14 protein-coding genes are annotated in these 14,124 nt (G+C 54.6%); 5 read left to right on the forward strand and 9 right to left on the reverse strand.

The features are described from left to right. Positions 1-73: 73 nt before the first annotated feature. From aroB to OGW13_RS25465, 7 genes are all read right to left on the reverse strand, one after another. Positions 74-1,162, reverse strand: a complete 1,089-nt coding sequence (aroB, locus tag OGW13_RS25435; protein WP_044253482.1) for a 3-dehydroquinate synthase — start codon at positions 1,160-1,162, stop codon at positions 74-76. Positions 1,163-1,220: 58 nt separating this feature from the next. Further along, entirely contained in the window at positions 1,221-1,742 is a 522-nt protein-coding gene (aroK, locus tag OGW13_RS25440) for a shikimate kinase AroK (RefSeq protein ID WP_042322869.1), read from the reverse strand. 306 nt (positions 1,743-2,048) lie between these two features. Next, positions 2,049-3,287 carry a DNA uptake porin HofQ gene (hofQ, locus tag OGW13_RS25445; protein WP_044263798.1) on the reverse strand — a complete coding sequence of 413 codons (1,239 nt, stop codon included), beginning with the start codon at positions 3,285-3,287 and terminating at the stop codon, positions 2,049-2,051. Next, positions 3,199-3,603: a HofP DNA utilization family protein gene (locus OGW13_RS25450; RefSeq protein WP_044253488.1), complete on the reverse strand. Its 405-nt coding sequence runs from the start codon at positions 3,601-3,603 to the stop codon at positions 3,199-3,201. The genes hofQ and OGW13_RS25450 overlap by 89 nt, the downstream gene beginning before the upstream one ends. Next, positions 3,593-4,051: a HofO family protein gene (locus OGW13_RS25455; RefSeq protein WP_104445769.1), complete on the reverse strand. Its 459-nt coding sequence runs from the start codon at positions 4,049-4,051 to the stop codon at positions 3,593-3,595. The genes OGW13_RS25450 and OGW13_RS25455 overlap by 11 nt, the downstream gene beginning before the upstream one ends. After that, the gene (locus tag OGW13_RS25460; RefSeq protein ID WP_042998416.1) at positions 4,035-4,574 is read right to left on the reverse strand and encodes a PilN domain-containing protein; all 540 of its coding nucleotides are present in this window, start codon (positions 4,572-4,574) and stop codon (positions 4,035-4,037) included. Before OGW13_RS25460 ends, OGW13_RS25455 begins: the two co-directional genes overlap by 17 nt. Further along, positions 4,574-5,353 (reverse strand): type II secretion system protein GspL, encoded by a 780-nt coding sequence (locus OGW13_RS25465; protein WP_044263801.1) that lies wholly within the window; start codon positions 5,351-5,353, stop codon positions 4,574-4,576. Before OGW13_RS25465 ends, OGW13_RS25460 begins: the two co-directional genes overlap by 1 nt. 120 nt (positions 5,354-5,473) lie before the next feature. On the opposite strand from OGW13_RS25465, the gene mrcA reads away from it, so the two are divergent. After that, positions 5,474-8,026 (forward strand): peptidoglycan glycosyltransferase/peptidoglycan DD-transpeptidase MrcA, encoded by a 2,553-nt coding sequence (gene mrcA / locus OGW13_RS25470; RefSeq protein WP_044327315.1) that lies wholly within the window; start codon positions 5,474-5,476, stop codon positions 8,024-8,026. A 75-nt stretch (positions 8,027-8,101) separates the two neighbouring features. On the opposite strand, the gene tnpA is transcribed toward mrcA, so the two are convergent. Both tnpA and nudE read right to left on the reverse strand, forming a co-directional pair. Continuing rightward, positions 8,102-8,536 carry an IS200/IS605 family transposase gene (gene tnpA, locus OGW13_RS25475; protein ID WP_044269204.1) on the reverse strand — a complete coding sequence of 145 codons (435 nt, stop codon included), beginning with the start codon at positions 8,534-8,536 and terminating at the stop codon, positions 8,102-8,104. A 167-nt stretch (positions 8,537-8,703) separates the two neighbouring features. After that, a complete protein-coding gene (nudE, locus tag OGW13_RS25480; RefSeq protein WP_042998419.1) occupies positions 8,704-9,264 on the reverse strand; it encodes an ADP compounds hydrolase NudE in 561 nt (186 codons plus the stop codon). Between the two features lie 324 nt (positions 9,265-9,588). Between nudE and igaA the strand changes: the two genes are divergently transcribed. The 4 genes from igaA to hslO all read left to right on the forward strand — a co-directional run bounded on the left by igaA (position 9,589) and on the right by hslO (position 13,770). Further along, positions 9,589-11,721: an intracellular growth attenuator protein IgaA gene (gene igaA / locus OGW13_RS25485; RefSeq protein WP_044263804.1), complete on the forward strand. Its 2,133-nt coding sequence runs from the start codon at positions 9,589-9,591 to the stop codon at positions 11,719-11,721. Positions 11,722-11,786: 65 nt separating this feature from the next. Then, positions 11,787-12,455: a GMP/IMP nucleotidase gene (yrfG, locus tag OGW13_RS25490; protein ID WP_042998421.1), complete on the forward strand. Its 669-nt coding sequence runs from the start codon at positions 11,787-11,789 to the stop codon at positions 12,453-12,455. A gap of 10 nt (positions 12,456-12,465) precedes the next feature. Continuing rightward, positions 12,466-12,867 carry a ribosome-associated heat shock protein Hsp15 gene (hslR, locus tag OGW13_RS25495; protein WP_287116624.1) on the forward strand — a complete coding sequence of 134 codons (402 nt, stop codon included), beginning with the start codon at positions 12,466-12,468 and terminating at the stop codon, positions 12,865-12,867. A gap of 24 nt (positions 12,868-12,891) precedes the next feature. Further along, on the forward strand, positions 12,892-13,770 hold the full coding sequence (gene hslO, locus OGW13_RS25500) for an Hsp33 family molecular chaperone HslO (protein WP_043001765.1): 879 nt from the start codon (positions 12,892-12,894) through the stop codon (positions 13,768-13,770). Positions 13,771-14,124 lie beyond the last annotated feature (354 nt).

A 14,124-nucleotide genomic window follows, 5' to 3' on the forward strand; every position in this document is an offset into this window, starting at 1 on the left:
TGCTTACGACGTTGCAACTAACCTGAATCTAAATGGCCGATACGTGAGCCGTATCAGTCCGCCTTTCTTGTTGTTACGCCTGCTGGCAATCAGCAATAGCGTTAAGAACCACCTCGTGCGACACGCCGCCGCGTACTTCACTTTTCCCTATCGCCAGCGGAAGGACTAAGCGCATTTCTCCCGCCAACACTTTTTTATCACGCAACATGTGCGGCAGGTAAGCCTGCGCGGACATCTCGCGCGGTCCGTGGACCGGCAAGCCGGCACGTTTAAGTAACGTGATGATGCGCTGCGTATCTTCTGGCGCAAACTGCCCCAGACGTTCCGACGTCCGCGCAGCCATTACCATACCTGCTGCGACCGCTTCACCATGTAACCAATTGCCATAACCCATTTCAGCTTCAATGGCATGACCGTATGTGTGCCCCAGATTCAGTAAAGCACGTAAGCCGGTTTCGCGCTCGTCTGCGGCAACAACTTCGGCTTTCAGCTCACAACAACGACGAATACACCAGGCCATTGCCGGTCCGTCCAGACGCAGTAGCGCATCCAGATTCTCCTCCAGCCAGCTAAAGAATTCGCCATCCAGGATAATGCCGTACTTGATCACTTCCGCCAGACCGGATGCCAGTTCACGGGCAGGGAGCGTTTTCAGACAGTCGAGATCCACCACCACGGAGGCCGGCTGGTAAAACGCGCCGATCATGTTTTTGCCGAGGGGATGGTTTACGGCGGTTTTACCGCCAACGGAGGAGTCAACCTGCGACAAAAGTGTCGTCGGGACCTGGATGAAGCGTACACCGCGCTGATAGCTGGCAGCGGCAAAACCGGTCAGGTCGCCAATGACGCCGCCGCCCAGTGCGACCAGCGTCGTATCACGACCATGCGGTTTTTGCAGCAAGGCGGTGAATACCGTATCCAGCACCGTCAGGCTTTTGTACTGCTCGCCGTCAGGCAGGATGACGCTATCAACGTTCACACCCGCTTGTTCAAGTACGCTGCTAATCTTATCAAGATAAAGGGGAGCCAGGGTTTCGTTGGTGACCAACATAACCTGATCGCCCGATTTCAGCGGTAAGAATGAAGCTGGTTCGTTAAACAAACCAGCCGCGATGGTGATAGGGTAACTACGTTCCCCGAGAGTGACGGTAATCCTCTCCATGACGCGACATCCACCTTAATGACTTATACCCGCTTACCGAGTGTGTATTAAGCCAGAATCAGTTGCTTTCCAGCATATGAATAATCTGGTTTGCAACGACTTTGGCGCTCTGATCATCGGTACGAATGGTTACGTCGGCAATCTCTTCATACAGCGGATTGCGTTCGTCGGCCAACGCTTCCAGAACTTCACGAGGCGGCGCTTCTACCTGCAACAGCGGACGTTTTTTATCGCGCTGCGTACGCGCAAGTTGTTTTTCGATGGTCGTTTCGAGATAGACCACGACGCCACGCGCGGAAAGACGATTACGGGTTTCACGCGATTTTACAGAGCCACCACCGGTAGCCAGCACAATACCCTGTTTTTCCGTCAATTCGTTGATGACTTTCTCTTCACGATCGCGGAAGCCGTCTTCACCTTCTACGTCGAAGACCCAGCCCACATCAGCTCCGGTTCGTTTCTCAATCTCTTGATCAGAATCGTAAAATTCCATATTGAGTTGTTGAGCTAACTGGCGCCCAATAGTGCTTTTTCCGGCACCCATAGGCCCAACCAGAAAGATATTGCGTTTCTCTGCCATTTTTTCGGTACTACTAAGACTATTCGTTAATGATAAACCCGCGTCGCAGACACTGAGCGCAGCAGGACATGAACTGAAACCTCATAAGATATTGCGAGAGTCAGACTGAAAATTATCTCAATACTCAAGCAGGTTTGGCAACTGAATAAATCATCAAACCAGATTGTAGACAACCCGAGTCGGCATTGCCGGACGGCGATGAGAAGTACCGACTCTCAAATCGGTACTCCTTGTATGCTAAATAGCTGCGCACGTCAAATCCCTGAAACGAGTTAAGTGCAAAAACAACGGTGTTTCATGCATAAATCATTCTGTCGAGACCAATCTGGGCGTAATAAATACCACCAGCTCACGACGTTCGTTTTCTTTCCCATCGTGGCGAAAGAGTTGTCCAAACCAGGGAATATCACCTAACAGCGGAATACTGTCCTTCCCGGTTTTACTCTTGTTTGAAAAAATGCCGCCCAGCGCCAGCGTCTCTCCACTTTTCACCTCGACCTGCGTTTCAATTTCCTGCTTATCGATGGCCAGTACCTCGCCATCCGCTTGTTGCAGCATCTGCCCCGGCATGTTCTGACTGATACGTAGCTTCAGGCGGATCCGCCCCTTCGGTAAAACCGTTGGGGTGACTTCCATCCCTAGCACGGCCTCTTTAAATTCAACCGACGTCGCACCGCTTTCGCCGCTGGAAACCTGATAGGGGATCTCGCTCCCTTGCTTGATGCTGGCAGGCTGTAGGTGAGAAGCCAGCAGTCGCGGACTGGCGATAATATCGAGCTGTTGCTGTTGCTCCAGTGCAGACAGCTCCAGATCCAGCAACCGCCCATTAATACGACCAATATTGAACCCGACGCGGGTGGTCGCATTCGCGACCGAGAGATCGCTGGCTATCGTTGTCACTTGCCCCACCGCACCGGCCTTCTCGGCCTCTGCCAGTGTCCATTTCACCCCCAGTTCACGCAGACTTTTTTCATTAATGGTGACGATATGCGCCGCCAGTTCGACCTGTTCTATCGGGAGATCCATTTGTGCCACCCACTGTTCCACCAGCGCCAGCGTCGGCGAGTTATCCCTGACCAGCAGTCGATTGGTACGCTTATCTACCGTGAGGCTACCTTTGGCACTCAGCAGTTTATCCCCCGCTTTCGCCAGTTCAGTGGCATCGGCGTAATGCAGGGCAATATGCCGATTCTCCAGCGGTAAGTTCGCCTGGCGTCTTGCGACCTCCGCCTCCTGTCGCGCCGCCTCTTCGCTCTGCCAGCTCTCGGAATGCACATGTAAAATCGCCCCTTCCTGACGTAACACCAGTCCAGCGCTTTTCACTACCGTCTGGAGCGCCTGTTTCCACGGGACATCCGTCAGATGCAACGACACCACGCCGCTGACATCCGGCGATATCACGAGGTTTTTTCGCTCCTGTTCAGCCAGTGCCTGAAGAACCTGCGTGACGGGCACGTCATCCACCACCAGCGTCACGTTCTGGTTTTTTCCGGCCTGAACCGGCTGCAGGATGGCGATCAACACCACCAGTATCCATTGCTTCATTACCCTCTCCTTGTCGTTGCCACTGCCACTGGGGCGGGTCACACTCTTTACCTGTGCTCACTGTCAGCGTCTGTGCCGTGAGTTGCACGATAGTCCAGCCATTATCCAGAACCTCATGTTGCTCGACACGCCGCCAGTGATGCTGCCCGTCCTGAAGCAGTCCAATATTTCGCTCTCCCCTGCTCACCATCCCCTGGTATTGCCATTGCGCCAGCTCGGCACCATGGCAATGATCTTCAGGCTGGCGGAACGGATCGCGCATGCCGGTCAGCATCAACAATGAAAGAGCCACCAACACCGCGTTCTTACCCTTCATGGAGAGACTCCAGCCTGAGCGTCAACACTCGCTCGTCGTTTTCTGCTTTCAGCGAAAATGCACTCACGGACATGCCTCGCGCCGCCAGGTATCCGAACAATGACACCATCGCCTTCCAAGGCGCCTTCACCGCAAGTTCTCCGCCCTGCGCCGATGGACGCCAGTACAGTAGCTGCATATTCGGCACCTGAAGCGTGAGCGGTGAAAACACCGGCGTTTGCGATGCCGATGAAAGCTGTGCCTCTGCCTGCGCGCCAGAGAGGTGATACAACGTTGAACTGAGCTGGCGGTTGGCCACCCGTTGCTGGCTAAGCGCACCCTCATCACGCATTCCCGGGAAGAACAGAAAAGACAACGCGATCGTACTTAACGCAGCCACCCAACTTACCCAGCAGACAATGCGGGTACGCGGCGAAAAAGCGCACCAGGTGTCAAAGAGGGCGATCATGCGCTTCTCTCCATATCACACGGTACTGGAACTGCCAGTATCCCTGCGCATCCTGCAGGGTGGCGCCGGTATGGTTTATCTCAAACATCGGCGAGTCGCGCAGGGCGGCTTCCAGTGCGCTGAGCGCAGAAAAGGTGAGCGCTTTTCCACTGAGTTCCAGTGAGCTCTGCTGGTAGTCCATACTGGTTAGCCAGGCCTGTGCCGGCACACTCAACGCAAGACTTTCCAGCGCGGGCTGCCAGCGGCGGGTCTGCTCGCGCAATCTGTCTCGTTGAATGACCTGCTGCGCCTGACGCTGGCGCGCCTCAAGCCGGGGTTTCACTGTCGTAAGCGCCGTGGCAAGTTGTTGCTCCGCCTGCAACAACACCCCATTAGCCTGCCCGCTCGTGGCGCGGGCGAGATATCCGATCAGCGTTAGTGCCAGCACGATCGCCGCTGATGCGCCGAATAGCCCACCCCACATACGCAGACAGGCATTACGCCGCTGTTGCCGCCAGGGCAAAAAATTGACGGGAGGATGCATCAACGCATTTCTCCCAGCGCCAGTCCTAGCGCAACGGCGAATGCATGACCTTCCCTGGGTACGGGAGGCTGACGAATTGAAACCGCCCGCCAGGGGTCAAACCCCTCGTCTGCGCAGAGCGCCACCTCTTCGCTTCTGAGGGAGAGTCCGGCAGCTAGGTCGTGAAGATGAGCTATCTCTGCCCGCGATTTGCGCCCCCATGCGTTGCGCGTCGCCCACAGCCACTGCGTGTCATCGCGCCACACCAGGCAGGTTTGTTCCGGGGAAAGAAAAGGCAGCAGACGCTGCAATGCGCAGGCATCTGGGGTGATCGCCGTGACGTTTACACCGAGTGTTTTCGCCAGCGTTAACAGAGCCGAAATCTCTTTGTCCTGCGCGGCGGTGACCGTATAGGCCGGGGCGAGCGCATCTTCGCTATAGTCAAAGCGCAGAGCTGCCGACTCCATATCCAGTTCACGCGCCATCGAACCGGTCAGCCAGGCCGTTTGTTCACGCTCGCGAAGCGACATTGAGGGGCGGGGAAAGCGCTTTTGCCGCGTCCGACTCGCAGGAAAAGAGAGGTGTATATGGTGGCGTTGCGGCAGCTCGCGACTCCACGGTTGTAACACCGCCACAAGCTGTTCGGCGTCGTGGAAATGTCCGTCGCTGATTGTGTGTTGCGCCAGCGGCAGACGCCACCAGCGCTGTAGATACCAACCCGACGCGCCGCGAACGACGGCAACCGCCAGGGCTTCGTGTGGCTGAATGTGAAGGCCGACTTGCCAGAATCTGAAAGCCATTGCTGATGATCTCCTTATCACCCGTCGCTCTCACGGGTATATCAATGCGTCTGGCTTGCCTTTATACTACCGCGCGGTTGTTTATAAACTGCCCAAATGAAACTAAATGGGAAATCTCCGGTGAAGTTCGTAAAGTATTTATTGATCCTTGCAGTATGTTGCATCCTGCTGGGAGCAGGCTCGATTTATGGCCTCTATCGCTATATTGAGCCACAGTTACCTGACGTCGCGACGCTTAAAGATGTGCGTTTGCAGATCCCGATGCAGGTTTACAGCGCAGATGGCGAGCTCATTGCGCAATATGGTGAAAAACGTCGTATTCCGGTGACGCTCAATCAGATCCCGCCGGAAATGGTCAAAGCCTTTATCGCCACAGAAGACAGTCGTTTCTATGAGCACCACGGCGTTGACCCGGTGGGGATTTTCCGTGCGGCAAGCGTAGCGCTGTTCTCCGGTCACGCCTCGCAAGGGGCGAGTACCATCACGCAGCAGCTCGCAAGAAATTTCTTCCTCAGTCCTGAACGCACGTTGATGCGTAAGATTAAGGAAGTGTTCCTGGCGATCCGCATTGAGCAATTGCTGAGTAAGGATGAGATCCTCGAACTCTATCTGAACAAGATCTACCTCGGTTACCGCGCTTATGGCGTCGGGGCGGCGGCGCAGGTCTATTTCGGTAAATCAGTCGACCAGTTGGATCTGGGTGAGATCGCGGTAATTGCCGGTTTGCCGAAAGCGCCTTCTACCTTTAACCCGCTTTATTCGATGGACCGCGCGACCGCACGTCGTAACGTGGTGCTGTCTCGCATGCTGAGCGAAGGGTACATCACTCAGGCACAGTACGATCAGGCGCGGAATGAGCCGATCGACGCCAACTATCATGCGCCGGAAATCGCTTTCTCCGCCCCGTACCTGTCAGAAATGGTGCGTCAGGAGATGTACAACCGTTATGGCGAAAACGCCTATGAAGACGGTTACCGCATTTACACCACGATCACCCGTAAGGTGCAGCAGGCCGCGCAACAGGCGGTACGTAATAATGTGCTGGACTATGACATGCGCCACGGCTATCGCGGTCCGGCCAACGTGCTGTGGAAAGTGGGTGAAACCGCATGGGACAGTAAGAAAATCACCGATACGCTGAAAGCGCTGCCAACTTACGGGCCGTTGCTGCCAGCGGTGATCACCAGTGCAAACCCGCAGGAAGCGACGGCGACTCTGGCAGACGGCACTTCGGTCTCGCTGCGGATGGAAGGCATTCGTTGGGCGCGTCCTTATCGTTCGGATACTCAGCAAGGCCCGACGCCGCGTAAGGTCACTGACGCGGTGCAGACCGGTCAGCAGATCTGGGTGCGGAAGATGGGCGAAGCCTGGTGGCTGGCGCAGGTTCCGGATGTGAACTCCGCGCTGGTCTCTATCAATCCGAAAAACGGGGCCGTGCTGGCGCTGGTCGGCGGTTTTGACTTTAACCAGAGCAAGTTCAACCGTGCCACTCAGGCGCTGCGTCAGGTCGGTTCTAACATTAAGCCGTTCCTCTACACTGCCGCGATGGACAAAGGTCTGACGCTGGCGAGTATGCTGAACGACGTGCCAATTTCTCGCTGGGATGCTGGCGCCGGTTCCGACTGGCGTCCGAAAAACTCACCACCGCAGTACGCAGGCCCGATTCGTTTACGTCAGGGGCTGGGCGAATCGAAAAACGTAGTAATGGTACGCGCCATGCGGGCCATGGGCGTGGACTACGCGGCGGAATATCTGCAGCGTTTCGGCTTCCCGGCACAAAACATTGTGCGTACCGAATCCCTGGCGCTGGGCTCCGCGTCATTTACCCCGCTACAGGTGGCGCGTGGTTATGCCGTCATGTCGAACGGCGGCTTCCTGGTCGATCCCTATTTCATCAGCAAGATTGAAACGGACCAGAACGGCGTAATTTTCGAAGCGAAGCCGAAAATCGCCTGCCCGGAGTGTGATATTCCGGTGATTTACGGTGATACCCAGAAATCCAACGTTCTGGAAAACAGCAACGTCGAAGATGTCTCCATCTCTGGCGAGCAGCAGAACGCCGCCGTGCCAATGCCCAAACTGGAGCAGGCAAATCAGGCGTTAGTGGCGCAGACCGGGGCGCAAGAGTACGCACCGCACGTGATCAACACGCCGCTGGCTTTCCTGATCAAGAGCGCGCTGAATACCAACATTTTCGGCGAACCCGGCTGGATGGGTACAGGTTGGCGTGCAGGTCGTGATCTGAATCGCCACGATATCGGCGGTAAAACCGGGACCACCAACAGCTCGAAAGACGCCTGGTTCTCCGGCTACGGTCCAGGGGTAGTCACCTCCGTATGGATTGGATTTGACGATCACCGCCGTGACCTGGGGCGCACCACCGCCTCTGGCGCGATCAAAGATCAAATCTCTGGCTACGAAGGCGGTGCGAAAAGTGCGCAACCCGCGTGGGATGCTTACATGAAAGTGGTGCTGGAAGGGGTTCCTGAGGAGCCGCTGACGCCGCCACCAGGCATCGTCACGGTCAATATCGATCGCAGCACCGGACAACTGGCAAACGGCGGTAACAGCCGGGCAGAATATTTCATCGAAGGCACGCAGCCGACACAGCAGGCGGTGCATGAGGTGGGAACGACCATCACTGACGGTGGTGAGACACACGAACTGTTCTAAGTAAAAGACCACCTTCTGAGAAGGTGGCTTTTGAGAATGCCCCCTGTAAGGGGGGCTACTGTCAACTTTCGATGACTACCCTAGCAATTCCATTTGCTGTTCATGCGTTTGTTCCGTTTTCTCCTGATGCCTCACATATCGTCTGATAATTTCTTCATTCACTCCCACCGTATCGACAAAGTAGCCTCGGGACCAAAAATGGTTTCCCCACAGCTTCTTCCTGATATGTGGAAAACGATTATAAAGCCTGATTGCACTGCGTCCTTTTAGATGGCCCATGAGAGTTGATATCGAGATCTTCGGTGGGATGATGACGACCAGATGCACATGATCGGGCTGAACATTTAGCTCCAGAACCTCACAATCCTTTATTCCACAGAGGATATAGATCGTCCTGTACAGCTCCTTACCCAACTTATCTTTCAGGATCCTGAATCGGTACTTGGGCGTCCAGACTATGTGGTATTTGCAACGCCAATATACATGTGATGAACTCCTGTAAAGTCCCATGTCGGTTTGTCTCCTTTTACTTGTGGTGAGTAAGCAAAGATATTCCGACATGGGCATTCTTCAGGCTATAGCCTTACAGGAGCAATCACCACCTCCCTAGGAGGTGGTTTAGGGATGACAATAAAAAGGCGCTGCGGCGCCTTTTTTCATTCCTTCAGGGTGCTCGTTTACAGCCGTCCCTGCCCTTTCAGCCATTCGCGTACAAGAAACAACGCGCTCACGTTTCGTGCTTCGGTAAAGTCGGGGTCTTCCAGCAGATCCATCAGATGCGCCAGCGGCCAGCGCACCTGCGGCAACGGTTCGGGTTCATCGCCTTCCAGTGACTCGGGAAAAAGGTCTTCCGCCACCACGATATTCATCTTGCTGGAAAAGTAAGACGGCGCCATGCTGAGTTTTTTTAAAAAAGTCAGATCGTTTGCCCCAAAACCGACCTCTTCTTTCAGTTCCCGGTTCGCCGCTTCAAACACGCTTTCACCCGGGTCGATCAACCCTTTGGAAAAGCCCAGCTCATAGGACTCCGTTCCCACCGCGTATTCACGAATCAGAATCAGGTGATCGTCAACGATCGGAACAATCATTACCGCTTCACGGGTCGAGGGACGCATCCGTTCATAGACACGACGCACGCCGTTGCTGAATTCGAGGTCCACGCTTTCAACGCTAAATAGCCGCGACTGTGCGACAGTTTCGACGTTCAGAATGGTGGGTTTTTGTAATGATTTGCTCATCGTGAGAATCTATGCCGTGAAATCAGTCGTTATTGTGCGATACGCAACACGGTTTCGGCAATGCGAATTGCCAGTTATTTACATTTATGTAACCTAATAAAAATATAATTCCTATTTCAAATTAAAAGTCAATAGGTTGAAATAGGTCCAGGAATTTGCTGATATTCCGCTTTTGCAGGTTTTGCTATCATCAGCATTCACTGGGATGCGCTGAAAAATGCTCAAGTTCAACTCCATGCTTGCCGATAGCCAACCACGGGATCACGTTCATTGTGACAGGGTGCGACTGACCACACCTGACAGATTAAGTAAGATGGGGAAAGCATGAGCACCATTCTGATTTTTTTAGCGGCGTTGCTGGTCTGCGCATTGCTGGCCTGGTGGCGACTTAACGTTCGTGCCAGACGGCGTAAGCTGCCGTGGACAAATGCATTCTCAGAGGCGGCAACGCGCAAACTCACGCCTGAAGAACGCAGCGCCGTTGAAAATTATCTTGATAGCCTGAGTCAAATCCAGCAGGTACCCGGTCCGACGGGTGCCAGCGCAGCCCCTGTTTCCCTGACGCTGAATGCTGAAAGCAATAACGTCATCATTCTGACCCACTCAATCACCCGCTACGGCATCACGACGGACGATCCGAATAAGTGGCGCTACTACCTCGATTCCGTCGAAGTCCATCTGCCTCCCTTTTGGGAACAGTACATTAATGATGAAAACAGCGTTGAGCTGATCCACACCGATACGCTGCCGCTGGTGATCTCGCTAAATGGTCATTCCCTGCAAGAGTATATGCAGGAGGCGCGTGGTTACGCGCTGCAACCGACCACATCCACACAGGCGTCGATTCGCGGCGAAGAGAGCGAACAAATTGAGTTGCTGAACATTCGTCAGGAGACGCATGAAGAATACGCGCTCAGTCGCCCGGCCGGTTTTCGCGAAGCGCTGTTAATTGTCGCCGCCTTCCTGCTGTTCTTTTTCTGTCTGGTTACGCCGGACGTCTTTGTGCCGTGGATGGTGGGCGGAGCCGTGCTGTTACTGGCGGCAGGATTGTGGGGCTTATTCGCGCCGCCATCGAAATCCGCACTACGCGAAATTCACTGCCTGCGGGGAACGCCGCGCCGCTGGGGACTGTTTGGCGAAAATGACCAGGAGCAGATCAACAATATCTCGCTGGGGATTATCGACCTGGTGTATCCAAGCCACTGGCAGCCTTACATTGCGCAAGATCTCGGCCAGCAAACAGATATTGATATTTATCTCGATCGCCACGTCGTGCGTCAGGGACGGTTTTTATCCCTGCATGACGAGGTTAAACACTTCCCGTTGCAGCACTGGGTACGCAGCACGATCATCGCCGGTGGCTCACTGCTGGTGCTGATGATGCTGTTATTCTGGATCCCGCTCGATATGCCGATTAAGTTCACGCTGTCGTGGATGAAAGGTGCACAAACCATCGAAGCGACCAGCGTAAAACAGCTTGAACAGTCCGGCGTGCGCGTCGGCGACACGTTAAATCTTCGCGGGACCGGCATGTGTAATATTCATGCGCAGGGCACCTGGAGCGCACAAACCAGTTCACCGTTTATGCCGTTTGACTGCTCGCAAATCATCTGGAATGACGCCCCTGCGCTACCGTTGCCGGAATCCGATCTAGTGAACAAAGCCACTGCGCTCTCGCAGGCCGTTAACCGCCAGTTGCACCCCAAACCGGAAGATGACTCTCGCGTCAGCGCGGCCTTGCGCTCCGCCATTCAGAAATCGGGCATGGTGCTGCTGGATGATTTTGGCGATATCGTCCTGAAAACCGCCGAGTTGTGCGCGGCAGAAGACGAGTGCGTACGCCTCAAAAATGCGCTGGTAAACCTGGGGAACAGTAAAGACTGGAGCGCGCTGGTGAAACGGGCCAACGCGGGCAAACTGGATGGTGTTAACGTTCTGCTGCGTCCCGTCAGCGCCGAATCGCTCGACAATCTGGTTACCACCTCCACGGCGCCCTTTATTACCCGCGAGACCGCCCGCGCCGCCCAATCGCTGAACAGTCCCGCTCCTGGCGGATTCCTGATTGTCAGCGATGAAGGCAGCGATCTGGTCGATCAGCCCTGGCCGACCGTATCGCTGTACGATTACCCGGCGCAGGAACAGTGGAGCGCCTTCCAGCGACTGGCACAAATGCTGATGAACACGCCGTTTAGCGCCGAAGGGATTGTCACCAATATCTATACTGACGCCAATGGCACGCAGCATATCGCCCTGCACCGCATCCCTGATCGTTCTGGTTTGTGGCGTTACCTCGGCACCACGCTGCTGATGCTGACGATGTTAGCCTGCACACTCTATAATGGCGTACAGGCATTCCGCCGCTACCAGCGTCATCGCACCCGCATGATGGAGATTCAACAGTACTATGAAAGCTGTCTGAATCCGAAGCTCATCAGCGCTCCGGAAAGCCTCATCTGATAACATGTCTGCGGCACCGGGTGTGCTACCCTGTGCCGCATCGCGTTTTCTTCTGGAGAGTTCCCATGCATATTGATATTGCCTGGCAGAACGTGGATACCGTTCTGTTAGACATGGACGGCACGCTGCTCGACCTGGCGTTTGATAACTACTTCTGGCAAAAGCTGGTGCCTGAGACCTACGGCGCGCAGAACGGGATCTCGCCACAAGAGGCGCAGGAACGCATCCGCCAGGAATATCATGCCGTGCAGCATACGCTAAACTGGTACTGTCTTGATTACTGGAGCGACCGTCTGGGTCTGGATATCTGCGCGATGACTACCGCAATGGGGCCGCGAGCGGTGTTACGTGACGATACAATCCCCTTTTTAGACGCGCTCAAAGCCTGCGGTAAACGGCGGATTTTGCTGACCAATGCGCATCCGCATAATCTGGCCGTGAAGCTGGAGCATACCGGTCTGGCCTCACACCTTGATTTATTACTTTCTACCCACACATTTGGATATCCCAAAGAGGATCAGCGGTTATGGCGCGCCGTGGCGGAAGAAACGGGAATGAGTGCAGAGAAAACGCTGTTTATCGACGATAGCGAACCTATTCTCGATGCGGCGGCGAAGTTTGGTATTCGTTATTGCCTCGGCGTGACTAACCCCGACTCTGGCGTTGCGGAAAAACAGTATGCGCGCCATCCGTCATTGAATGACTACCGCCGACTGATCCCCTCACTGATGTGAAGGAGACGCCATGAAAGAGAAGCCCTCGGTTGAGGTCAGACTGGATAAATGGCTTTGGGCTGCGCGGTTTTATAAAACCCGCGCACTGGCCCGCGAAATGGTGGACGGCGGGAAAGTTCACTATAACGGACAGCGCAGTAAGCCAAGCAAGATCGTCGAACTGAACGCCACGCTAACGCTGCGTCAGGGCAACGACGAGCGAAAGGTGGTGATCAAGGCGATCACCGAGCAGCGTCGTCCGGTCAGCGAAGCCGTCACTCTGTACGAAGAGACAACGGAAAGCATAGAGAAACGCGAAAAAATGGCGCTGGCGCGTAAGCTTAACGCTCTGACCATGCCGCACCCGGACAGGCGACCGGACAAAAAAGAACGCCGTGACCTGTTACGATTTAAACACGGCGACAGTGAATAACTGTCGCCCGCTAGAGAGATGATTATGCCGCAACATGACCAATTACACCGCTATCTGTTTGAAAATTTTGCCGTGCGCGGCGAACTGGTAACCGTATCGGAAACCCTGCAACAGATCCTCGAAAACCATACTTATCCGCAGCCAGTGAAAACCGTTCTCGCTGAGTTACTGGTTGCCACCAGTCTGCTCACGGCGACGCTGAAGTTCGCCGGTGATATCACCGTTCAGCTCCAGGGTGATGGTCCGCTGAGCCTGGCGGTGATCAACGGCAACAACAATCAGCAGATGCGTGGTGTGGCGCGCGTCCAGGGCGAGATCCCGGAAGATGCTGACCTGAAAACGCTGGTCGGTAATGGTTATCTGGTCATTACCATTACCCCGGAAGAAGGCGAGCGTTATCAGGGCGTTGTCGGTCTGGAAGGCGATACGCTGGCGGCATGTCTGGAAGATTACTTCCTGCGTTCTGAGCAATTGCCAACCCGTCTGTTCATTCGTACCGGTGATGTTGACGGGAAAGCCGCTGCCGGCGGAATGCTGTTGCAGGTGATGCCAGCCCAGGATGCGCAAGCGGATGACTTCAACCATCTGGCCACGCTGACCGAAACTATCAAGGCGGAAGAGCTACTGACCCTGCCAGCCAATGAAGTGCTGTGGCGTCTGTATCACGAAGAAGAGGTCACCCTTTACGATCCGCAGGACGTTGAGTTCAAATGCACCTGCTCGCGCGAACGCTGTGCTGGCGCACTGAAAACGCTGCCGGACGAAGAGGTGGATAGCATTCTGGCGGAAGAAGGCGAAATCGATATGCATTGCGACTATTGCGGGAGCCACTACCTGTTCAATGCCATGGATATTGCCGAGATCCGTAATAACGCCTCCCCTGCCGATCCGCAGGTTCACTGATCGATATCCTGAACCGGTCGGATGACGCGATGCGTCTCCGACCGTCCGCACTAAATTCCGCACTTTTTGCTAAAATTTTCTTTCGTGGTGAATCGATATTTTGTATGTAAGTGGTTTGTTAATTTCTCGCATGAATGCGATTACACTCACAACATTCCCGTGAAAAATACTAATCCTTAACCTTTTAGGAACATTTTCCACAACTAAAAAGTCATTCCTGCCATAATAAGCCCCGCTTCGTGACTGGAGTCACAGCGTTTTCAGTCAATCGTGATTTTGTCCAGATAAGTAAATCTATGAGCCTTGTCGCGGTTAACACCCCCAAAAAAACCTTACTATTCCAGGTAATACATA

It is taken from the genome of Citrobacter sp. Ca225 (assembly GCF_030337175.1).
Classification (GTDB): Bacteria; Pseudomonadota; Gammaproteobacteria; order Enterobacterales; family Enterobacteriaceae; genus Citrobacter_A; species Citrobacter_A amalonaticus.